22 protein-coding genes are annotated in these 22614 nt (G+C 69.1%); 17 read left to right on the forward strand and 5 right to left on the reverse strand.

Going from position 1 to position 22614, the window contains the following annotated elements; translation table 11 throughout:
- The first annotated feature begins 35 nt into the window (after positions 1-35).
- From ftsW to ileS, 12 genes are all read left to right on the forward strand, one after another.
- Complete coding sequence (gene ftsW, locus ABH933_RS02825; protein WP_429414798.1) at positions 36-1499, forward strand: putative lipid II flippase FtsW; 1464 nt, start codon at positions 36-38, stop codon at positions 1497-1499.
- Positions 1496-2659, forward strand: a complete 1164-nt coding sequence (gene murG, locus ABH933_RS02830; RefSeq protein WP_429414801.1) for an undecaprenyldiphospho-muramoylpentapeptide beta-N-acetylglucosaminyltransferase — start codon at positions 1496-1498, stop codon at positions 2657-2659. The genes ftsW and murG overlap by 4 nt, the downstream gene beginning before the upstream one ends.
- Positions 2656-4215 carry a UDP-N-acetylmuramate--L-alanine ligase gene (murC, locus tag ABH933_RS02835; protein WP_429414804.1) on the forward strand — a complete coding sequence of 520 codons (1560 nt, stop codon included), beginning with the start codon at positions 2656-2658 and terminating at the stop codon, positions 4213-4215. The genes murG and murC overlap by 4 nt, the downstream gene beginning before the upstream one ends.
- Positions 4212-4895, forward strand: a complete 684-nt coding sequence (locus ABH933_RS02840) for a cell division protein FtsQ/DivIB (RefSeq protein ID WP_429414807.1) — start codon at positions 4212-4214, stop codon at positions 4893-4895. Before murC ends, ABH933_RS02840 begins: the two co-directional genes overlap by 4 nt.
- Before the next feature lie 361 nt (positions 4896-5256).
- A complete protein-coding gene (ftsZ, locus tag ABH933_RS02845; RefSeq protein ID WP_215919094.1) occupies positions 5257-6480 on the forward strand; it encodes a cell division protein FtsZ in 1224 nt (407 codons plus the stop codon).
- 254 nt (positions 6481-6734) lie between these two features.
- The gene (gene pgeF, locus ABH933_RS02850; RefSeq protein WP_429414810.1) at positions 6735-7460 is read left to right on the forward strand and encodes a peptidoglycan editing factor PgeF; all 726 of its coding nucleotides are present in this window, start codon (positions 6735-6737) and stop codon (positions 7458-7460) included.
- A gap of 76 nt (positions 7461-7536) precedes the next feature.
- Complete coding sequence (locus ABH933_RS02855; RefSeq protein WP_429414813.1) at positions 7537-8289, forward strand: YggS family pyridoxal phosphate-dependent enzyme; 753 nt, start codon at positions 7537-7539, stop codon at positions 8287-8289.
- Between the two features lie 128 nt (positions 8290-8417).
- A complete protein-coding gene (locus ABH933_RS02860) occupies positions 8418-9206 on the forward strand; it encodes a cell division protein SepF (protein ID WP_215919098.1) in 789 nt (262 codons plus the stop codon).
- A gap of 124 nt (positions 9207-9330) precedes the next feature.
- Positions 9331-9633: a YggT family protein gene (locus tag ABH933_RS02865; protein ID WP_215919099.1), complete on the forward strand. Its 303-nt coding sequence runs from the start codon at positions 9331-9333 to the stop codon at positions 9631-9633.
- A 73-nt stretch (positions 9634-9706) separates the two neighbouring features.
- A complete protein-coding gene (wag31, locus tag ABH933_RS02870) occupies positions 9707-10540 on the forward strand; it encodes a DivIVA-like cell division protein Wag31 (RefSeq protein ID WP_429414817.1) in 834 nt (277 codons plus the stop codon).
- Between the two features lie 100 nt (positions 10541-10640).
- A complete protein-coding gene (locus tag ABH933_RS02875; protein ID WP_429415744.1) occupies positions 10641-10841 on the forward strand; it encodes a hypothetical protein in 201 nt (66 codons plus the stop codon).
- A gap of 312 nt (positions 10842-11153) precedes the next feature.
- The gene (gene ileS / locus ABH933_RS02880; protein WP_429414820.1) at positions 11154-14330 is read left to right on the forward strand and encodes an isoleucine--tRNA ligase; all 3177 of its coding nucleotides are present in this window, start codon (positions 11154-11156) and stop codon (positions 14328-14330) included.
- 73 nt (positions 14331-14403) lie between these two features.
- Here the strand turns inward: ileS and ABH933_RS02885 are convergent, their stop codons facing one another.
- Entirely contained in the window at positions 14404-15066 is a 663-nt protein-coding gene (locus ABH933_RS02885; protein ID WP_215919103.1) for a VOC family protein, read from the reverse strand.
- A gap of 164 nt (positions 15067-15230) precedes the next feature.
- Positions 15231-16877 (reverse strand): PucR family transcriptional regulator, encoded by a 1647-nt coding sequence (locus ABH933_RS02890; protein WP_429414823.1) that lies wholly within the window; start codon positions 16875-16877, stop codon positions 15231-15233.
- 88 nt (positions 16878-16965) lie between these two features.
- Between ABH933_RS02890 and pruA the strand changes: the two genes are divergently transcribed.
- Both pruA and ABH933_RS02900 read left to right on the forward strand, forming a co-directional pair.
- Entirely contained in the window at positions 16966-18615 is a 1650-nt protein-coding gene (gene pruA, locus ABH933_RS02895; protein ID WP_429414826.1) for an L-glutamate gamma-semialdehyde dehydrogenase, read from the forward strand.
- Between the two features lie 4 nt (positions 18616-18619).
- Positions 18620-19594 carry a proline dehydrogenase family protein gene (locus tag ABH933_RS02900; protein WP_429414829.1) on the forward strand — a complete coding sequence of 325 codons (975 nt, stop codon included), beginning with the start codon at positions 18620-18622 and terminating at the stop codon, positions 19592-19594.
- A gap of 289 nt (positions 19595-19883) precedes the next feature.
- On the opposite strand, the gene ABH933_RS02905 is transcribed toward ABH933_RS02900, so the two are convergent.
- Together ABH933_RS02905 and ABH933_RS02910 are read right to left on the reverse strand one after the other, a co-directional pair.
- Positions 19884-20201 (reverse strand): type II toxin-antitoxin system PemK/MazF family toxin, encoded by a 318-nt coding sequence (locus ABH933_RS02905; protein ID WP_429414832.1) that lies wholly within the window; start codon positions 20199-20201, stop codon positions 19884-19886.
- Entirely contained in the window at positions 20198-20452 is a 255-nt protein-coding gene (locus ABH933_RS02910) for a hypothetical protein (protein ID WP_429414835.1), read from the reverse strand. The genes ABH933_RS02905 and ABH933_RS02910 overlap by 4 nt, the downstream gene beginning before the upstream one ends.
- A gap of 91 nt (positions 20453-20543) precedes the next feature.
- Between ABH933_RS02910 and ABH933_RS02915 the strand changes: the two genes are divergently transcribed.
- From ABH933_RS02915 to ABH933_RS02925, 3 genes are all read left to right on the forward strand, one after another.
- Positions 20544-20789 (forward strand): hypothetical protein, encoded by a 246-nt coding sequence (locus tag ABH933_RS02915; RefSeq protein ID WP_429414838.1) that lies wholly within the window; start codon positions 20544-20546, stop codon positions 20787-20789.
- Positions 20790-20793: 4 nt separating this feature from the next.
- Positions 20794-21255 (forward strand): MFS transporter, encoded by a 462-nt coding sequence (locus ABH933_RS02920; protein ID WP_429414841.1) that lies wholly within the window; start codon positions 20794-20796, stop codon positions 21253-21255.
- A 416-nt stretch (positions 21256-21671) separates the two neighbouring features.
- Positions 21672-22250: a C40 family peptidase gene (locus ABH933_RS02925; RefSeq protein ID WP_429414843.1), complete on the forward strand. Its 579-nt coding sequence runs from the start codon at positions 21672-21674 to the stop codon at positions 22248-22250.
- A gap of 41 nt (positions 22251-22291) precedes the next feature.
- On the opposite strand, the gene ABH933_RS02930 is transcribed toward ABH933_RS02925, so the two are convergent.
- Entirely contained in the window at positions 22292-22579 is a 288-nt protein-coding gene (locus ABH933_RS02930) for a hypothetical protein (RefSeq protein ID WP_429414846.1), read from the reverse strand.
- Positions 22580-22614: the final 35 nt, after the last annotated feature.

Here is a 22614-nt window from a genome sequence, read left to right on the forward strand (position 1 = left end):
GGCACGGTGGCGCCGAGCGCTAGCGAGGCGGCATCGTGACGAAAGCGGCGCGCGGGAATTCGGGTACGTGGTTCGGCGCCTGGCTGGCGCGCCCGCTGGCCTCCTTTCATCTCGTCGTCACCATTGCGACGCTGCTGACCGTGCTCGGCCTGGTGATGGTGCTGTCGGCGTCGAGCGTGGAATCCTATGCCGACGACGGCTCGGCGTATTCGCTGTTCATTCAGCAGGCGATATTCGCGGTCCTGGGCACGGTGTTGTTCTATGTGGCGCTGCGCATTCCGCTGCGCCTGCTGCGCAGGCTGTCCTTTCCGATGTTCGCCCTGTCGGTGCTGGCGCTGGTCCTCGTGCTGATTCCGGGAATCGGCTCGGAGGTACAGGGTTCGCGGCGCTGGTTCAGTTTCGGCTTCATACATCTGCAGCCCTCGGAGATCGTCAAGGTGACCCTGATCGTCTGGGGCGCGCACCTGCTGGCCACGCGGCGCGAGGATGTCCGGTCCGCCGGATACAAGGACATTCTGATGCCGCTGGTGCCGGCGGGGCTGCTCTGCTGTCTGCTGATCGTGCTCGAGCCGAACCTGTCGACCACGATCGCGGTGGGCATCATCCTGGTGGCGCTGCTCTGGTTCGGCGGGCTGCCGCTGCGGCTGTTCGTGACGATCGGGCTGTCCGGCGTCGTGGCCGCGCTGGTGCTGGCCCTGACCGCCGGATACCGGTCGGACCGCATGCGCGCGTTCCTGAATCCCGGCGACGATCCACAGGGTATGGGTTATCAGGCGCGCCAGGCCATGTTCTCGCTGGCCGACGGCGGGATCTGGGGCCGCGGGCTGGGCCAGAGCCGGGCCAAGTGGAGCTATCTGCCCAACGCGCACAACGACTTCATCTTCGCGATCATCGGCGAGGAGCTCGGATTCCTCGGCTGTGCCCTGGTGCTGGGGCTGTTCGCATTGTTCGTCTACACCGGGCTGCGCATTGCGGCCCGCTCGGTGGATCCGTTCCTGCGGTTGCTCGTGGGCGCCGCGACGACGTGGATCACCGGTCAGGCGCTGATCAATATCGGCTACGTCGTGGGGCTGCTGCCGGTGACCGGCCTGCAGCTGCCGCTGGTGTCCGCGGGCGGCTCGTCGCTGGCGATCACCCTGCTGATGTTCGGCATCATCGCCAATGCGGCCCGGCACGAACCCGAGGCGGTATCGGCCCTGCACGCGGGGCAGGATGGGCGGTTCAGCAGGTTGCTGCGGCTGCCCAGGCCGGAGATGTACACCCCGGCCCGGCCCGGTGCCGCGCGGTCGAGTGCCGGTCGGCGCGCGCCCGCGCGGTCCCTGAGCAGCGGGTCCGGCGGCGGCCGGCGGTCACAGCGCGCACTGCCGACGGGCCGGCGCCGGGTAGATTCGGATTCGGCACGGCGCGAGAGCCGCGGCGCTGCCTCGTGGCGGAGCACGCGGGCCTGGGAGCCCAGCTATCCGACGACACACGCGAGAGAACGGGGTAACTCCAGGTGACAACGTCCGCAGAGCGGCCCAGCGGGAACGAGGCTGGGGGACGGGCGCTCTCGGTGATCGTCGCCGGCGGTGGCACCGCCGGGCATATCGAACCGGCGATGGCGGTCGCGGACGCGCTGCGCCGGCTGGACCCCTCGATCCGGGTCACGGCGCTGGGCACGGGGCGCGGTCTGGAGACGACGCTGGTGCCCGAACGGGGATATCCGCTGGAGCTGATTCCACCGGTGCCGCTGCCGCGCAAGCCCACCGCCGATCTGCTGCGCCTGCCCGGCCGGGTCCGCGCGGCGGTGACGCAGACCCGGGCGGTGATCGACGCCGTGCGGGCCGATGTGATCATCGGGTTCGGCGGATATGTGGCGCTGCCCGCCTATCTGGCCGCCGGTCGCGGCCTGCGCGGGCGCCGGGCGGTGCCGGTGGTGGTGCACGAGGCGAATGTGAAGGCGGGCATCGCGAACAAGGTCGGCGCGCGCCGCGCGGCGCGGGTGCTGGCCGCGGTCGCGAATTCGGGGGTGCGGGCCGCGGGCCGCGCCGACGCCGAGATCGTCGGAATTCCGGTGCGCGCGGCGATCGCGACGCTGGACCGCGCGGGGTTGCGCGCGAGCGCCCGGGAGCATTTCGGATTGCCCGCGGACGGGCCGGTGCTGCTGGTGTTCGGCGGTTCGCAGGGCGCGCGCACGCTCAACGAGGCGGTCTCCGCGGCCGCGCCACAGCTGCTGGCGGCGGGAATTTCGGTGCTGCACGCGCACGGACCGAAGAACTCGGTCCAGGTGGCCGCCGCCCCGGACGATGTCGCGAAATACGTTGCGGTGCCGTATTTGTCGCGGATGGATCTGGCGTATGCCGCGGCGGACGCGGCGGTCTGCCGGGCGGGCGCGATGACGGTGGCCGAGGTGTCGGCGGTCGGGCTCCCGGCGTTCTATGTGCCGCTGCCGCACGGCAACGGCGAGCAGGAGCTCAATGCCCGTCCGATTGTGGCGCTGGGTGGCGGAAAGATCGTGCCCGACGCGGAGTTGACGGCGAAATACGTGATAGACGAGGTGATTCCGCTGCTGACCGATCCGCCGCGGCTGTCCGGTATGTCCGCGGCCGCCGCCGGGGCGGGTCACCGGGACGCCGCCGACGCGGTGGCGCGGATCGTGATGGAGGTGGCGGCGCGATGACCGGCGAGCGAGAGACCGAACTGTCCCCGCTGTTGCAGCGAGTCCACATGGTCGGCATCGGCGGCGCCGGCATGTCCGGCATCGCCCGGATTCTGCTCGCCCGCGGCGGCGCGGTGTCCGGCTCGGACGCCAAGGAGAGCCGCGGCGTGCTCGCGCTGCGCGCCCGCGGCGCCCAGGTCCGCATCGGCCACGACGCCGGGGCGCTGGATCTGCTGCCCGGCGGGCCCAGCGCGGTGGTCACCACCTATGCGGCCATCCCGAAGGACAATCCCGAACTCGTGGAGGCGAAGCGGCGCGGGGTGCCGGTGCTGCTGCGCCCGGCCGTGCTCGCCGAGCTGATGCGCGGGCATCGCACGCTGCTGGTGTCGGGGACGCACGGCAAGACGTCCACCACCTCGATGCTGGTCGTCTCGCTGCAGCACTGCGGGCTCGATCCGTCCTTCGCCGTCGGCGGCGAGCTGAACGAGGCGGGCACCAACGCCCATCACGGCACGGGCGGCTTCTTCGTCGCCGAGGCGGACGAGTCGGACGGTTCGCTGCTGCAATACGATCCCGACGTCGCGGTGGTCACCAACATCGAGTCCGATCACCTGGACTTCTTCGGCACCGATGAGGCCTACGTACAGGTCTTCGACGATTTCGTGGAGCGAATCACGCCGGGCGGACTGCTGGTCGTGTGCCTGGACGATCCGGGTTCGCGGGCCCTCGCCGAGCGGGTCGCGGCCCGGGATCTGAACATTCGCGTCCTGGGCTACGGCTCGGGGGAGCTGGCCGATGCCCCGGTGCCGGTCGGCGCGCGACTGCTGGCTTGGGAGCCGCGCGATGTGGGCGGCATGGCCACGTTCCAGCTCGACGACGAGCCCGCGCCGCGCACGCTGCGCCTGAACGTGCCCGGACGCCACATGGCCCTGAACGCCCTGGCGGCCCTGCTGGCCGCGCGCGACGGCCGGCGCACCGTGCCCGATGCGGCGTCCACGGGGGCCTCCGTGGTGACGCAGCCTGCCGCCGCCGGCCGTGTCGCTCCCGCCGAGGTGGGGGAGATCCTGCAGGGACTGGAGGGTTTCGGCGGGGTGCACCGGAGATTCCAGTTCGTCGGCCGGGAGAACGGGGTGCGTGTGTTCGACGACTACGCCCACCATCCGACCGAGGTGCGCGCGGTGCTCGGCGCCGCGGCCGAGCTGGTCCGCCAGGAGGCCGCCGACGGCGCGCGCTCGCGGCAGGGCCGGGTCATCGTGGTGTTCCAGCCTCATTTGTACAGCCGCACAGCGACATTCGCGGCGGACTTCGGCGCCGCCCTCGATGTCGCGGACGAGGTCGTGGTGCTGGACGTGTACGGCGCGCGTGAGAAGCCACTGCCGGGGGTGAACGGCGCACTGGTGGCCCAGGCGGTCTCCAAACCCGTGCACTATCAACCGGATATGTCGCGGGTGGGCCGGCAGGCCGCGGGCCTGGCCCGTCCGGGTGACGTGGTGATCACCATGGGCGCGGGCGATGTGACGATGCTCGGCGGCCAGATCCTGGACGGCCTGCGGGTGCGCCCGTCCACGGGGCGATGAGGCTCGTGCCCGCGTGGCCCCCCTCGCGCCGAATGCTCTTGTGGGGCTTGTCGGTTGCGGTGGTGGGGATTGCGCTGGCGGCGGTGGCGTGGTTCACGCCGGTGCTCGCGGTGCGCAGCGTGGTCATCGAGGGCCTGAAGACGGTGCCCGAGAAGCAGGTGCGCGACGCGCTGCAGGTGCCCGATGGTGTGTCGATGCTGCGGCTGGACACCGACGCCGTCGCGCGGCGGGTGGCCACCGTCCCCAGGGTGCGCGAGGTGCGGGTGCAGCGGGTCTTCCCGTCCACGGTGCGGGTGACGATCACCGAGCGCGCCGCGGCGCTGTACTTCGACAGCCCGCAGGGCACGCACCTGCTCGACGACGAGGGCGTCGAATTCGCCATTGAGCCACCGCCTCCCGGTGTGCCCAAGCTCACCACCGATCATCCGAGCGATAGCGACGCGGTGACCAGGGCCGCGGTACAGGTGCTGGACGCCACCCCGCCGGGGCTGCGGCCCCAGGTGGGTGGGGTTGTGGCGCGGTCGGTTTCGGACATCGAGCTGGATCTGCGCGACGGCCGCTCCGTGTTGTGGGGCGGCGCGGCCGATTCCGTGCGCAAGGCCGCGGTGGTGCTGCCCGTACTCACACGTCCCGGAAAGGTATACGACGTTTCGAGTCCCGACCTGGTCACGGTAAGGTGAGTGATACCCGTTGTGCCCTTGCAGTTTTCGGCGCGTGTCGCGATACACGCCGAACTGCCACGGGCACTAGGAACGATTCACCACACCGGGAGTGGCGGTTCGCGATACGATGCGGGGCGGGCTCGGACGAGACGGATCGCACAAGATTCTGGTTCTCGCGTCGGCGCGCCTGCGCGCGGATTGCGGCGGGTACGAATAGCGTTCCGCAGCAGTCGGATACTTGACATAACTCCAACCCTGTGGTTGAGGTTTAGGGTTTCCGGGCGGAAGCCCGGGTTAGCCGGGCCGAAACCACCCGGGGTCGGCGCTCTGCCGAGATTCCGAAAACGACAGGCTTTAGATCGAAGGAAGGCGAGAGCCCATGACGCCCCCGCACAACTACCTTGCAGTGATCAAGGTCGTCGGTATCGGCGGCGGCGGCGTCAACGCCGTCAACCGAATGATCGAACAGGGACTCAAGGGAGTCGAGTTCATCGCCGTCAATACCGACGCGCAGGCGCTGCTGATGAGTGATGCGGACGTCAAGCTCGATGTCGGTCGTGAGCTCACCCGCGGCCTGGGCGCCGGTGCGGATCCGGAGGTGGGCCGCAAGGCCGCCGAGGATCACAAGGACGAGATCGAGGAGGTGCTCAAGGGCGCCGACATGGTCTTCGTCACCGCCGGCGAGGGCGGCGGCACCGGCACCGGCGGCGCGCCCGTGGTGGCGAGCATCGCCCGCAAGCTCGGCGCGCTGACCATCGGCGTGGTGACGCGGCCCTTCTCGTTCGAGGGCAAGCGCCGCAGCAACCAGGCCGAAGCCGGCATCCAGGCGCTGCGCGAATCCTGCGACACGCTCATCGTCATCCCGAACGACCGGCTGCTGCAGCTGGGCGACGCGGCCGTCAGCCTGATGGATGCGTTCCGTTCCGCGGATGAGGTGCTGCTCAACGGTGTTCAGGGCATCACCGACCTGATCACCACCCCCGGCCTGATCAACGTCGACTTCGCCGACGTCAAGAGCGTGATGTCGGGTGCCGGCTCGGCCCTGATGGGCATCGGCTCGGCGCGCGGTGAGGGCCGCTCGGTCAAGGCCGCCGAGTCGGCGATCAACTCGCCGCTGCTGGAGGCCTCGATGGACGGCGCACACGGGGTGCTGCTGTCGATCGCGGGCGGGTCGGATCTGGGCCTGTTCGAGATCAACGAGGCCGCCTCGCTGGTGCAGGAGGCCGCGCACATCGAGGCGAACATCATCTTCGGCACCGTCATCGACGATTCGCTCGGCGATGAGGTTCGCGTCACGGTCATCGCGGCCGGGTTCGACAGCGGCGCTCCGACGCGGCGCCTGGACGCGCCGATCACCCGCTCCACCATCGGCACGGCGCGGGCCGGGGAGGTCGGCCAGAGTCACGCCCGCGAATTCCCCTCGCGTACCGCGGATCCCGCACCTCCGCCCGCGGCGGCGCCGGTATCCCGAGGCCCCGCACCGTCCTACGAGCCGCGCCCGGCCGTGGAGCCTACGGTCGCCCACAACTCCCGCGCGCACATCCAGCCTCCCGACGAGGACTCGGACGACGACGTCGACGTGCCGTCCTTCATGCGGCGCTGAGAAAGCTCCCCCGCCTCCCCGCGACTTCAGCGTGCCGTTGCTTGCTGCGTGGCTTGCTCGTCGGGCCGGCGGGTGACGGCCGCTCGAGGTGGGCCCGTCCCCGGTGAGTTACCCAAGTTCTAACGAAATCAGTTGTCACGCGGGCATCGCACCGGCGAGTGCCGCGAGATCGGTGCTGGCGGCTGCCGGTTCACGGGTGAGCCAGTCGCGCGTGCATGATGGGTCGCTGGGGCGGGGCTACTAATCTCGGGGGTATGACAGCTGCGACGACGATCCGTACACGACGGGTGACGACTACTCGGGCGGGCGGGTTCTCCAAGGCTCCGTACGACTCGTTCAATCTCGGTGATCACGTCGGGGACGATCCGGACGCGGTGCGCCGCAACAGGGTGCGGCTGGCCGAGGGGATCGGGCTCGCACCCGACCGGCTGGTCTGGATGGAGCAGGTGCACAGCCGGACGGTGGCGATCGTCGACGGACCGCGGCCGGAGCCCGTGCCGGTCACCGACGCGCTCGTGACGACCGTGCCCGGGCTGGCGCTGGTGGTGCTGACCGCCGATTGTGTGCCGATCCTGCTGTCCGACGACGAGGCCGGGGTGATCGCGGCCGTGCACGCGGGCCGGGTGGGTGCGCGGATCGGAATCGTGCCGCGCGTGCTCGAGGCGATGCAATCGGTCGGCGCCCGTCCCGAACGCATCGGCGCGTTCCTCGGCCCCGCGGCCAGCGGGCGGCAGTACGAGGTCCCGGCGGCGATGCGTGCCGACGTCGAGGCGCACCTGCCCGGCAGCGCCACCACGACGGCCAAGGGCACCCCGGGCCTGGACCTGCGCGCGGGCATCCGGCGGCAGCTCGAGGCGGCGGGCGTGGGCGCCGCCGCGGTCGATCCGCGGTGCACGATCGAGGACCGGACGCTGTTCAGCCACCGCCGCGGCGCGCCGACCGGCCGCATCGCGGGTGTTATCTGGATGGAAACCGCGTGAGTGCGCAGGGGCAGAGCGGCCCGGGAACACGCCCGGGGTGCTTCGTGACGAGTGTCGCAATCCGGGGAGCCGAGTCATGACGAGCGAATCAACCAGTGCCGCTACCGAATCCGGGACGCGCGCCGAGGCGCTGTCGCGGTCGCTGACGGGCCTGCTGGACCGGATCGACGCCGCCTGCCACGCCGCCGGGCGCGATCCGGCACAGGTGCGATTGCTGCCGGTCACGAAGTTTTTTCCGGCCTCGGACGTCGAGATTCTCTACGGTCTGGGGCGGCGCGAATTCGGTGAGTCGCGGGAGCAGGAGGCCGGGGCGAAGGTGGACCGGTTGCGCCGTCTGCCCGGCATCGAATGGCACATGATCGGGCGCTTGCAGCGCAACAAGGCCAAAGCCGTTGCCCGGTGGGCGCATACGGTGCATTCGGTGGACAGTTCGCGCCTGGTAACGGCCCTTGACGCCGGTGCGGGAGCCGCCCTCGAGGCCGGTGCGCGCGTCGCTCCGCTGCGTGTGTTGCTACAGGTCAGCCTCGACCGCGATCCCGGTCGCGGCGGCGTGTTTCCGGACGATTTGCCCGCTTTGGCCGATCAGGTCGCAAACTCGGAAAATCTGCAGCTCGCGGGCCTGATGGCGATCCCTCCGGTGGGTGTTGACCCCGAGCCGGAGTTTGCTCGACTGGCCGCCCTGCATGCCCGATTGTTAATGCAACACCCCGCGGGGACCGAACTCTCCGCAGGCATGTCGGAAGATCTGGAGGCGGCTATTCGACACGGCTCAACGTGTGTGCGTGTCGGTACCGCCTTGATGGGCGCTCGACCGATAACCTCGGGATAGCAAACAAACCTCATCAGTCACATTCGAAACATATGCTTGGGGCTGAGAGGATTGAGCAAGACTTCAACACCCCAGGCCAGGGGCCGTAGGAAGGTCGACCAGATGAGCGAGCGCAGCGAGGTGGCAGCATGAGTACGCTGCACAGGTTCAAGGCTTACTTCGGCATGGTTCCGCTCGAGGAATACGAGGACGACTACGTCGACGACCGCGGCCCGCGGGGTGGAGAGGAGCGCAGCGCCCGGCGCCCGCGCGAATTCGCCGAGCCCCGCTACGAGGCGAGCGGTGCCCGCTCCCGCTTCGACGACGATCGCTACGAGCCGGAGCAGAACTACCCCGAGCCCGCCTATAAGGCTCCCTACCAGCCCGGATACACCGTCTCCAGGCGCAGTGAGTTCGGTGACGACGCCTATCCGGAGGATCGCTACGAGCCGCCGCGCCGGCCCACCCGCATCGAGTCGGCCCCCTCGGGGCGCTCGCGTGGTCTCGGCACCGGCCCGTCGATGATCCGCGGCACCACGCACGGTGCGCTGGCGGTCGATCCCGAGGTCGAGCGCAGGATGGAAGAGCGTCGGCTGGAGGAGCGGGCCCGGTTCGAGCCCGCCCCGCGCCGCTCGCCGGTCTTCGAGGACGGAGGCCCCTTGTCCAAGATCACCACGCTGCGCCCGCGCACCTTCACCGAGGCCGCGATCATCGGTGAGCGCTTCCGTGACGGCACCCCCGTGATCATGGACCTGGTGGAGATGAGTAACTCCGATGCCCGTCGCCTGGTCGACTTCGCCGCCGGGTTGGCTTTTGCGCTGCGTGGCTCGTTCGACAAGGTGGCCACCAAGGTGTTTCTGCTCTCACCGGCCGATGTGGATGTATCGGCCGAGGAGCGCCGCCGCATCGCCGAAACCGGCTTCTACAACCAGAAATAACGCTCGAATCGGACGTTGCGACGCGGCCGTGCACCCGGCTGGCGCGCGACGCGCGGGGGATGCCGCGCCGTAGTGAACGGCGCGGGGAGTTTGCAGGACACCGAATCTGAGGCAGAGTGGGCGGGTGGCCCTGTTCAGTGTGTTGAACTTCCTGCTGTTCGTCTTCTGGTTGCTGCTCATCGGCCGGATCATCGTCGAGTTCATCCGGAACTTCGCCCGTGAGTGGCGTCCCCGCGGGATCGTCGTCATCCTCCTCGAGGTGGTCTTCACGATCACGGATCCGCCGGTGAAACTGCTGCGACGGCTGATACCCCCGGTGAACTTGGGCGGAATTCGGCTCGATCTGTCGATTATGGTGTTGATATTCATCGTGTTCATCTTGATGTCCGTCACCGGCACGCTCGGGCAGGTGCGCGCGCCGGTGTGACAGAATGGGTCGAGAAGAATAGCTTGCTTGATCTACCGCTAGACCTCCGTACGAAGCGTGAAGGGATCCTTCCATGCCGCTGACCCCAGCCGATGTGCACAACGTCGCGTTCAGCAAACCGCCGATCGGGAAGCGCGGCTACAACGAGGATGAAGTCGACGCGTTCCTCGACCTGGTCGAGCAGGAGCTCTCACGCCTCATCGAGGAGAACGCGGACCTGCGCCAGCGGGTTGCCGAGCTGGATGCCGAGCTGTCCGATGCGAAGGCGGCCCCCCGCCCGGCGCCGCAGGCGGTGAAACAGGCTCCGCCGCAACCGGAACCGCCCAAGCCCGTGCCGGTCACGCCCGTGGCGCCGATGCCGATCGCGCAGCCCGCACCGGTCAAGGACACCGGCGTTGCCGATGCGAACCTACAGGCGGCCAAGGTGCTCAGCCTGGCCCAGGAAATGGCCGACCGGCTCACCAGCGATGCCAAGTCCGAGGCCGAGCAGCTCCTCGCGAACGCCCGGGCTAACTCCGAGCGACTGGTCGGCGAGGCGCGCACCCGCTCCGAGGGCATGGTGTCCGAGGCCCGCCAGAAGGCCGAAACCCTGCTGACCGATGCGCAGAACCGTTCGGACACCCAGCTGCGCCAGGCCAAGGAGAAGGCCGATTCGCTGCAGGCCGACGCGGAGCGCAAGCACAGCGAGATCATGGCGACCATCACCCAGCAGCGCAGCGTGCTCGAGAGCCGTATCGAACAGCTCAAGACCTTCGAGCGCGAGTACCGGGTGCGGCTGAAGTCCTACCTGGAGTCGCAGCTCGAGGAGCTGGAGAACCGCGGCTCGGCGGTGCCTGTCGACGGCGGCGACGGATTCGAGGGGGCCGGCAGCAACCACGTCCCTGCCAGCTTCGCCAAGGGCAACTGAGTTCGACTCGACAGCCGCCGCTTCTGTAATCTGGGATTGGCGCAACACGAAGTTGTGCTCGGAAGACCGTCGAGCCCGCAGGCACGCCTAGGGGGTGACCATGCTCGTCCTGACGCTCGTCCTGGCGGCGATCGGATTTGCCCTGCTGGTAGCAGCACTGACCACCGGTTCGGTGGTGTGGGCCTGGGGCTGCATCGTCGTCTGTGTCATAGGCGCGGTGTTGTTGCTGGTGAGCGCGCTGTCGCTGCGCGATTCCGATGACGGCACCCAATCGCGCCCCGGTCGTCACGTCAAACACTGACGCTGTGTCCGCTCCGGCCGTCAGGTGCGCCGGAAATAGTGTTGACCGCACTGGCTACAATCAAACCCGAAGTGCGGCGTTGATCCGGCAATCACCGGGGAGCTTTCGGAAGAACGGCGTCGCGAGCTGCGGCGCTCAGTAGAACCGAACGGGTGAGCCCGTCACAGCTCACAATGAGAGGTCCGGAGCTATCACTGCCCGCCAGCACCGGACAAGCGGGGTGGTACCGCGGTTTCGGCGCACCGGCGCCGGCATCGTCCCCGTGCCCCTGGTTGCGCCGCAGGCGCCCGGCACGAGGAGACACGCCCCGAGATGGCGGACGAGACAACCCCAGGCAACGCACCCCACGACGCCTATCCCCGCGTCGATCTGGGCGCGGGCGGGCAGGTGTCCTTCCCGGATCTGGAACGGCGGGTGCTCGACTACTGGGCCGCCGACGACACCTTCCGCACGAGCATCGAGAACCGCTCCGGCGCACAGGAGTTCGTCTTCTACGACGGCCCGCCGTTCGCCAACGGTTTGCCACACTACGGCCATCTGTTGACCGGGTATGTCAAGGATTTAATCCCTCGATTTCAGACTATGCGGCGGAAGAAGGTCGAGCGGCGATTCGGCTGGGATACCCACGGGCTGCCCGCGGAACTCGAAGCGGAGAAGCAGCTCGGTATCACGGACAAATCACAGATCGAAGAGATGGGCCTGGCGAAATTCAATGCCGCGGTCAAATCCTCGGTGCTGCGCTACACCGGTGAGTGGCGCGATTATGTGACCCGCCAGGCCCGCTGGGTCGATTTCGACAACGACTACAAAACCCTCGACCTGGACTTCATGGAGTCGGTCATGTGGGCATTCAAGTCGCTGTACGACAAGGGCCTCATCTACCAGGGTTTCCGGGTCCTGCCCTACAGCTGGTACGAGCAGACGCCGCTGTCGAACCAGGAGGCCCGGCTCGACGACGCCTACCGGATGCGCCAGGATCCGGCGGTCACCGTCGGCATGGTCCTGCGGGTCCCGGGCGATCATCCGCTGCACGCCCTGAACGGGGTCAGCGCGCTGATCTGGACGACGACGCCGTGGACGCTGCCGTCCAACCTGGCGATCGCGGTACATCCCGACATCACGTATCGGCACATCCGGATCACCGGCGGCGCGCCGGAGGGCAGGGAGTATCTGCTTGCCGCCGAACGGGTGTCGCACTATGCGCGCGAGTTCGGCGAGGAGCCGCAGGTGCTCGGCGAGTACGCGGGTGCCGCGCTGGCCGACCTGCGCTACGAGCCGCCGTTCGACTTCTTCGCCGGACACCCGAACTCGCACCGGGTGCTGACGGCCGACTACGTCACCACCGACTCCGGCACCGGGATCGTGCATCTGGCACCGGCATTCGGTGAGGAGGACATGGACGTGGCCTCCGCCAACGGGATCGAGCTGGTACAGCCGCTCGATCCGGGCGGCCGGTTCACCTCGATGGTCCCGCCGTACGAGGGCCTGATGGTCTTCGACGCCAACCCGGTCATCATCAAGGATCTCAAGGCCGCCGGAAAGCTGGTGCGGCACGAGACGATCGAGCACTCCTACCCGCACAGCTGGCGTTCGGGCCAGCCGCTGATCTACATGGCGGTGCCGTCGTGGTTCGTGGCCGTCACCAAGTTCCGTGACCGGATGGTGGAGCTCAACAAGCAGATCACCTGGGTCCCCGATCACATCCGGGACGGGCAGTTCGGCAAGTGGCTGGAGAACGCGCGCGACTGGAACATCAGCCGTAATCGCTACTGGGGCTCGCCGATCCCGGTCTGGATCTCCGACGACCCGGAGTACCCGCGCATCGACGTGTACGGCTCGCTCGATGCGCTCGAGCGTGACTTCGGCGTGCGCCCGGCGGATCTGCACCGCCCCGCCATCGACGAGCTGGTGCGCCCGAATCCCGATGACCCGACCGGGAAGTCGATGATGCGCCGCACGCCCGAGGTGCTGGACTGCTGGTTCGATTCGGGCTCGATGCCGTACGCGCAGGTGCACTACCCGTTCGAGAACAAGGAGTGGTTCGAGGGCACCGACACCGAGTTCGCGCACAACCCCGGCGATTTCATCGTCGAGTACAACGGCCAGACCCGCGGCTGGTTCTACAACCTGCACGTGCTCTCGACCGCGCTGTTCGACCGCCCCGCGTTCAAGTCCGTTGTCGCGCACGGCATCGTGCTCGGCGACGACGGGCTCAAGATGTCCAAGTCCAAGGGCAACTACCCGGACGTCAACGAGGTGTTCGACCGCGACGGCTCCGATGCGATGCGCTGGTTCCTGATGGCCTCGCCGGTGCTGCGCGGCGGCAACCTCATCGTCACCGAGCGCGGCATCCGCGAGGGCGTGAGCCATGCGCTGCGGCCGCTGTGGAACGCGTGGACGTTCCTGCAGCTGTACGCCTCGAAACCCGGTACCCCGCGCACCGATTCGCCACATGTGCTGGACCGCTACATCCTGGCCAAGCTGGCGCAGGCGCGCGAGGTGATGACCGATGCGCTCGAGGCGTACGACATCGACACCGCCTGCGAGGAACTGCGCTCGTTCGCGGACGCGCTGACCAATTGGTATGTGCGCCGGTCGCGTTCGCGGTTCTGGGAGGAGGACCGCGATGCGATCGACACCCTGCACACGGTGCTGGAGGTCACCGCGCGCCTGGCGGCGCCGCTGCTGCCGCTGGTCACCGAGGTGATCTGGCGCGGGCTGACCGGCGGGCGCTCGGTGCACCTGACCGACTGGCCGCGGGCCGACGAGCTGCCGCGGGATCCGGAGCTGGTGGCCGCGATGGACGAGGTCCGCACGGTCTGCTCGACGGTGCTGAGCCTGCGCAAGGCGCAGAATCTGCGCGTGCGCCTGCCGCTGTCGGAGGTGACCGTGGCCGCCGCGGACGCCGAGGCCCTGGTGCCCTTCACCGATCTGATCGCCGACGAGGTGAACGTCAAGAAGGTCGACCTGACCGCGGATGTTGCCGCGCACGGCCGCTTCGAGCTGGTCGTGAACGCCCGCGCCGCGGGTCCGCGCCTGGGCAAGCAGGTGCAGACGGTGATCAAGGCGGTCAAGGCCGGGGAATGGTCCGAGAGCCCCGAGGGCGTGGTCACCGCGGCCGGAGTGGAACTCCTGCCCGAGGAGTACACCCAGCGCCTGGTGGCCGCCGAACCCGAATCCACCGCCGCCCTGCCCGGCAATTCCGGTCTGGTGGTGCTGAATTCGCATGTCACCGAGGAGCTCGAGGCCGAGGGCTGGGCCCGCGACCTCATCCGCGACCTGCAGGAGACCCGCAAGTCGCTGGGCCTGGACGTCTCCGACCGGATCACGGTCGTCCTGGATGTGCCCGTCGAGCACAGTGCCTGGGCGCACACCCATCGCGATCTGATCGCGGGCGAAATCCTCGCCACGACACTGACCTTCGGTGACGCGGGCGCGGCGGCGTCCGAGATCGTCGGCGGGGTCAAGGTTTCGATCACCAAGGCCTGACTCGATCGCCAGGGCCGAGCGGTCCGGTGTGCCGGGCGGATTTCCGAGAATCCGTCCGGCACAGCGGGCCCGGTCAGAACAGGGCGACGGCTCCCTTGGGGCCCTCGACCACGGCCGACAACATCTCGCGGATCCCGGGGCGCACCGCGACCGCGGTCCGGGGTGCGTCGTCCGCCTCGGCCACGTCGACCGAGATCGCCCGCAGCCGAGCGGATATCGCGTCGGGATCGGGATGCACCGCGGTCAGCCGCAGCAGGTTGAGCCGCGGCAGCGCGAACGAGGGATGCGGGCTGTCGCCCCAGTCGATGAGGAACGGAACCAGGCCGGTGGGGGACCCGGCGGTGAGCCGCCACCGCAGCGTCTCCCCGCGCGGGGTGGTGCGGGACATCTCCGACGCGTCGCCGGGATCGAATCCCTGTGCGCGGACCGCGGCGATCGCCGCATCGATGTCCTGCACTCGCACGGCCCACGACACCAGCCGGGGTCCGGCCAGCGAATCGACATCGAACGGCCGGGGACTCGGGGGCTCGGGCTGGTCCGGATCCGGGCCGATGATCTCCAGATAACCGCCGTGCCCCAGGCCCAGACCCACGCCGAGGCCCAGCAGAAAGTTCCGGGTTCCGCGCCCGGGGTGCCGACCGCCCTCGACGGGCTCGAGGCCCGTCAGGTGGGCCACCGTCTCGACGGTCTCGGACAGCCGCGGCGTCGCCAGCACCAGATGATCGAGTTCGCTCACGACTGCACCTCGCTGGCGCTCGGCTCCGTCGTGCGCGAGGCGCGCTGTGCTGATGGTTCGTTCGCAAGCTCACTCACGACTGCACCTCGCTGGCGCTCGGCTCCGTCGTGCGCGAGGCGCGCTGTGCTGATGGTTCGTTGGCAAGCTCACTCACGCCCTCGAGCCTAGGCCCGAACCTGCGACGGTGGCGGGGTGTCGGCCTGACGGTGTACTGCCAGTTGGATTTCCAGCAGCAGGCGGTCGGGGGCGGAATCCAGATCCAGGCCCATCAGCTGGGTGGCGCGGCGGATGCGGTAGCGCAGGGTGTTGGGGTGGATGCGCAGGTCGGCCGCGGCCGCGCGGACGTCGCCGCGATGTGCCAGGTAGACCTCCAGGCTGGAACACAGGTCCGCGGAATACTTTTCGTCGTACTCGGCGAGCGTGTCCAGGCGCGGGTCGCGCAGCTGCGGGCGATCGCCGATGAGGGTGAGGATTTCGGCAAGGAGCACCGTGGTGCGCGATCGGGCCAGGGTGGTGACGGCCTCGTCGGCGGGCAGTTCGGCGGTGCGGTCCAGGACACGGTCCACCTCGGCGCGGGCGCGTGCGGCGTCGGCCAGCCCGTCCACCGGGGCGGCGATGGCCGCGCGCAGGTTCAGCCCGGACCGCTCGGCGAGCTGCCCGATCACCTGCCGGGTCCACGAGGTGACCCGCTCTGCCGAATGGTGTTCGGGGAACAGCACATAGAGCCGGTCGCCGATCAGCGTCGTCACGCAGTCCTGCCGGAAGGCGCTGGCGTGCAGGCGGAGTGTGACCGCGGCCCGGTGCATTGCCTCGGCGCTCTCGGTGTGCCGGGCGAATCCGACGATCGCCGCGCGACCGTTCACCGCCATTCCGAAGGTGTCGGCGAAGGCTGCGATGTCCACGTCGCCGCCGTGCTCACCGAGCAGTCGCTGGATCAGTAGCGTGTCGGCGGTCGGCGCATGACGGGTGCGCCAGATGGCGCGCGCCGCAATGGATGTCGCCCCGCGCAGGACCCGTGGACTGTCCGGCGCCAGCGGCTCGGCGCCCTCCTGTACCCAGATCGTGCCGAGCACCGTGCGCTGACGCATGCCCGGACCACCCGGTTCCCGGATGCCGATGGCAATGCGCCGCCGGGTATCCCACTCCGGCTGGGCCGGAACCTCCACGGCCTCACCGGTATTGCGCAGCCGATCGAAGACCCCCTCGCGCTGGAGCCAGTGTAGGTACCCGGTCGGGCCCTGCCGCCCCAGCACCGAGAGGCGTCGCACGGCATCGGCGCTGGCGGTGTTGTCGGCCGAATAGGCCAGCAGCCGGTACTGGTCATCCTCGATGGTGACCAGCCCCCGGGTCGACTCGGCCACCGACTGCGCCAGCCCGAACAGGTCGGTATCCAGCGGCGGCGCCGCGGTGGTGCCGCGTGTCTCGCCGTGTCCGGTGATCCGCCCGATGAGTGCGTGCACCATCTCCCACCGCGCGTGCGGGTGCACCGCGACCAGCGCCACCCCGGCCTCGGCGGCCGCCGCGGCGAGCCGGTCGGCGCCCTTGGAGAACACCACCCGCGGGCGATACTGCGACGGGCAGCGCGCCGCCAGCTCCCGCAGCCAGCGCTGCGCCTCCGCGTCGCTCACCCCGACCTGCAGGTATACCTCGGGCAGCGACTGGGTGGGCGGGGACTCGAGGGCCGGATCGTCGACGTCCATGAACGCCACCGACCCGACGAGCACCTCCTCGCCCGCCGGCGCGTCGACCAGCGTGACGACCGCGCTGGTGAGCGCCGACAGCAGCTCCGACAGCGCAATGAAGTGGCTCACACTCTTCATTCAATCGGACGAAAACGTATCGTGCAATTCGTCCGGTCGAACAAGGGGTGAGCACACCGGAGGGTGTTTATTTCTCGCTATGGACGCGATCACCACGGTCCCTGTACCGTCCAACGAACCCGTCAACTCCTATGCGCCCGGCAGCCCCGAACGCGCCCGGTTGCGCGCGGCCCTGGCCGAGTTGACCGCGCAGCCCACCGAGATCTGCCACGTGATCGATGGCCGCCATCGTCCCGGCACGGGAGCCGCGGTCGATGTGGTGCAGCCACACCGGCACGCGGCCGTGCTCGGCACGCTGCACGTGGCCGAGGCGCAGGAGGCCCGCGACGCGGTGACCGCCGCGACCGAGGCCGCATCCTCCTGGCGCGCACTGCCCTTCGACGATCGCGCCGCGATCTTCCTGCGCGCGGCGGATCTGCTAGCCGGGCCGTGGCGCGAAACCATTGCCGCCGCAACGATGCTGGGCCAATCCAAGACGCCCTATCAGGCCGAGATCGACGCGCCGTGCGAACTGGTCGACTTCTGGCGGTTCAACGTGCACTTCGCCCGCGAGATCCTGGCCGGCCAGCCGCAGTCCTCGCCCGGGGTGTGGAACCGCACCGACTACCGGCCGCTCGAGGGGTTCGTCTACGCGATCACCCCGTTCAACTTCACCGCGATCGCCGGAAATCTGCCCACCGCGCCGGCTCTGATGGGCAACACCGTGGTGTGGAAGCCGTCCCCGACCCAGGCCCTCGCCGCTTATCACACGATGCGGCTGCTCGAGGCGGCCGGGCTGCCGCCGGGCGTGATCAATCTGGTGCACGGCTTCGGGCCCGAGGTGTCCGATGTCGCGCTGACCGATCCGAGGCTCGCGGGCATCCACTTCACCGGTTCCACCCGGACCTTCCAGCATCTGTGGCGCGAGGTCGGCGCCAATATCGACCGCTACCACGGCTATCCGCGACTGGTCGGCGAGACCGGCGGCAAGGACTTCGTGCTCGCGCACCCCTCCGCGGATCCGGATGTGCTGAGCACGGCGCTGATTCGCGGCGCCTTCGAGTTTCAGGGCCAGAAGTGCTCGGCGGCCTCGCGGGCGTTCGTGCCCCGCTCGGTGTGGGCGCGGATGGGCGCGGAGCTGATCGACAAGGTTGGCGCGCTGCGGTACGGCGATGTCACCGACTTCACGAATTTCGGTGGCGCCGTGATCGATCGGCGTGCCTTCGACCGCAACGCCGCAGTGCTCGAGCGCGCCAAGTCGACGCCGGGCCTGACCGTCGCCGCGGGCGGCACCTGCGACGACAGCGTGGGCTACTTCGTCGATCCGACCCTGCTGCTGGGCGACGATCCGGGCGACGAGGCGTTCCGGACCGAATACTTCGGCCCGATCCTGTCGGTGCACGTCTACGACGACGCGCGGCCCGGCGCCTTCGAGGACATGCTCGGTGTGGTCGACGCGGGCTCGGCCTACGCGCTGACCGGCGCGATCGTCGCCCAGGACCGGCACGCGGTGGAAAAGGCGAGCCAGGCACTGCGTTTCGCCGCCGGGAACTTCTACGTCAACGACAAGCCCACCGGCGCGGTGGTGGGGCAGCAGCCCTTCGGCGGCGCCCGCGCCTCGGGCACCAACGACAAGGCCGGGTCGCCGCTGAACCTGCTGCGGTGGGCCTCACCGCGCTCGATCAAGGAGACCTTCGTCCCGGCGACGTCGCACGAATATCCGCATCAGGCGAGCGAATCGGAGGCGTAGCGAGATGGGTACACCAATCATGGCCAATCCTCTGCGGCCCGCGCTGTTGGCCGCCGCGCGCTCCGCGCGCGCCGAACGCAGCATCACCCGGATGCCGGTCACCCGGCGCATCGTCGACCGGTTCGTCGCGGGCGATAACCGCGACGCCGCCCTGGCCGCCGTGCGGGATCTGGTGCGGCGCAACAGATTCGTGACGATCGACTACCTGGGCGAGGACACCCACGATCCCGCGCAGGCCGAGCGGGTGGCGGGGGAGTACCTGCGTCTGATCGGCGAGCTGGCCCAGCTGCCGCTCGAGGTGGGCGAGCGCGGTCCGCGGCCCCTGGAGGTTTCGGTGAAGCTGTCGGCGCTCGGGCAGGCGCTGCCGGACGACGGCCACGCCGTCGCGCTGCGCAACGCCCGCACGATCGCGGAATCCGCGGCCGCGGCGGGGATCTGGATGACCGTCGATGCCGAGGACCACACCACCACCGAATCGACGCATGCGATCGTGCGCGAGCTGCGGCGCGAGCATCCCGAGACCGTCGGCACCGTGCTGCAGGCCTATCTGCGGCGCACCGAGGCCGACAGCCGTGCCTTCGCCGCCGAGGGCGCACGGATCCGGCTGTGCAAGGGCGCTTACAGCGAGCCCGAATCGGTGGCCTTCCGCCGCAAGCGCGAGGTCGACGAGTCCTATCTGCGGTGCCTTCGAATCCTCATGCGGGGCAGCGGATATCCGATGGTGGCCACGCACGATCCGGCGATGATCGAGGCGGCGGCACTGCTGGCGACCGCCGTGCCGCGTGGCGGTACGGACTTCGAATTCCAGATGCTGTACGGGATCCGGCCCGCCGAGCAGGAGCGGCTGATCGGGCTGGGCCAGCATCTGCGGGTCTATGTGCCCTTCGGGGACCAGTGGTACGGCTACTTCGTGCGGCGGCTGGCCGAGCGTCCCGCGAACCTGATGTTCTTCCTGCGCGCAGCCGCCCCCGAGCTGTGACGCACGCCACTGTTCCATTAATTAGTGGCATGTACCACCAAACGATGGCAGATGCTGCTATAGTTCTCGGCGAGGCAGTGGTAGGGCCGGATCGCTCCCGATGAGGGGGGAGCGGCCCGGCTACCTCGGAAATTTTCCCCGGCAATGCTGGACGGCCGGGGAAGAGAACCGCTGCTCGGCGGGCGCGATGCCCCTGTAGTGACGCCAACTTGTCGCGTCCGCCGAGCAGCGTGGCAACCGCCTCGTTTCGGTCGAATCCGCCTCGTGCGGTGCGGCGTCGGGTGGGGAGTTACGGCAAGCCGAGTGCGACTGCGAGTGCTCTGTTCACTGCCAATATGGATGCTGGCGCTAGGGTTCCGAGATAGTCCCCGAGCTCATTCTTGCCGAGGGTTTCGATATTGTCGGTGTTGACGTACCCGCCGAGTGGGTCGGTCGGTCCGAGCGGCACCCAGGTGGGAAGCTCCCTCTTCGTGGCAGTCAGCCGTACCGCCAGCACAGCGGCGGTCACCCGATTGCGTGCATTGTTGGACACGATCAGCCAGGGCTTGGCTCCGTAGCCGAGGTCGGCCCGGTAGACCTGGCCTCGTACCGGTGCGACGGCCGTCACGCGGTGGCCTGCCGCCGGTTACGACGTGTCCGCAACGTCGAACGCTCTTCGGCGGTCTCGTACGGGTAAGTCGGCGATTCCTCGACCGCCGCTTGATAGGCGTCGAGCAGTCGCTGCTCCTGCAGGTGATGCCAGGCCTCGCGGATCGCCTCGACAACGGCAGCCGACCGCGACGCTGCGCCGGCGGCTTCGAGGTCCTTCAGTTGCTGATAAGTCTCCTCGTCCAACCGGACTGTCATCGCATGTGTCATACGGGGATGATACCAAAATATGCACCGATAATGTGTGCGCCGATCTTCTTTGTCATAGCGACGTGGCTCAAACCTGGGGCTGGCACGTGCCGTGTTGTCGTTCGTGCTCGTGGCGGTCGGGCTGCGGATCCGGCTGCGGGTGGCCGAGACTCCGGCGTTCGCGAAGTTCCTGGCCACCGCGCACGCGGCGAAGGTGCGGGCCGTTGCGGTGGTGAGGCGATATGCCAAGCAACTGCTGCTCGGTGCGGGCGCCATCGTGATCGGGTACGTGACGTCCTACATCAGCGTCCACGTACTTCCTCACGTACACCGCGAAAAACCTCGGCGTTCCCCGTAATACGGTGCTCGGCCTGAGCCTGATCGCGGTGACGGTGCTCGGCGTCTCGACCTACGTGGTGGCGCGCGGATCGGATGTGCTCGGACGCTGCCGCCTGATGCTGGCCGGGGCGGTCTTCAGCCTGGTGTGGAGCCTGGTGATGTTCCCGCTGTTGAACACGAGGAACCCGATCCTGATCGCGGTGAGCCTGTCGGGCGCGCTGCTGTGCATGGGCATCGTGTGGGGCCCGCTGGGCGCGTTCCTGCCCGAGTTGTTCGGCACCGAGGTGCGCTATTCCGGCGCGGGCATCGCCTACAACCTCGGCGGCGTGCCGGGTGGCGGCGCGGCGCCGCTGATCGTGGCCCAGCTCGGCCAGACCCGCGGCGCCACCGCGGTCGGGTTGTTCATGGCCGCCATGGCGGTGATATCGCTTGTGTCGATCCTCGCGCTGCCAGAGACGCGGCATCGGGAGCTGAGCGAGGTCTAGCCGGCGCGGCGCCGAAACCCCGTTCCGACCGAGATAGTTCTGTCCTGTTACGCATTGGTTCTTGTGTGGTGCGTGGGGCCTGAGGTACAACAGCTATGTCAGAGCAACTCTGACGGTCTAGTTGAGCTTCGCGTTCCATCCGATCGACCCACCCGAAAATATGCACCACCAGGCTTGTCGTCCCGGTCGAGATGCCCGTGGGGAAGCGGTCATCCTGCGCTCGTTGTGTGCTGACGGATCGCCGGGTCACTGGCCGCGGCGGTGTGTCACCCGAAGGGCGAGCCATGGCACGAACGACGTTATTCACCCACCCCGCCGGCTCCGCAAGCTCCGCCGGCTCACCATCCCCGAGGCGCAACAGCAGATCCCGCCGATTCCTCCTCCTGGCCGTGATGGGGATCCTGACCCTGTCGACGATGGCGGAGACGACCGCCACGGCGGTCGCCGATCCCGGAATTCCCCTCACCGCGCCGACCGCCGATGCTCCGGGTCCGGTTGCCGCCTCCACCGTCGCGAATACCGGCAGCGCCGAGACCGGCAGCGCGTCGGATCCCATCGCCGGGGGCACCGGCAGCGCCTCCTCCGGTTCCGGCAGCGGCTCGGCGTCGGGCAGCGCCACCGGCTCGGCCAGTGTGCCGCTGGCCAGCCCCCGCGCGATGGCGGCGCTGTCCATCGCGAAGACCCAGGTGGGCAAGCCCTACCAGTGGGGCGGCACCGGACCGAACGCCTTCGACTGCTCGGGACTGGTGCAGTGGGCCTATCGCTGGGTGGGCATCTTCCTGCCGCGCACCACCTGGCAGCAGGCCAGGGCGGGTAGCCCGGTGCCGCTGGGATCGATTCAGCCCGGCGATGTCGTGGTGCTGAACCCGGACGGCTCGCATGAGGGCATGTACGTCGGCAACGGCACGGTTATCAACGCCTACGACTACGGCGTCGGAGTGGTCTATTCGCCGCTGCGGCAGTTCCACATCTACGCGATCCGCCGCTTCTTCTGACATAAGCGGCGAATCGCGGTGGGGGACAGGGGCGTCGGTGCTCACACGCCGACGACCTCGGCCATTTCCTCCTCCGCCTCGACCGCGGTCTCCCGAGGTGCCGTCGCGGTGGTGAGCGCGCTCGCGTGCCGCCCCGCGGCGGTATTCGGTTGCGCCGCGATCCCCGCGCAGCGGCGCTCGCACCGGCTCGCGGCCAGCAGCGTCACCAGGCCCGCCGCGAACCACAGCAGCAGGCTCGCGATCCGGCCTTCGAAGCCGTTGCCGCCGAAGTAGAGTAGGCTGCGCGCGCTCCACGAATCCGGCGCCGTTCCAGAAGTTGTGCAGCGCACCGAAGAATTCGTCCTGCAGCTGCGGTGGGGCGGCG

Source organism: Nocardia sp. GP40 (assembly GCF_050434125.1).
Lineage (GTDB): Bacteria > Actinomycetota > Actinomycetes > Mycobacteriales > Mycobacteriaceae > Nocardia > Nocardia albiluteola.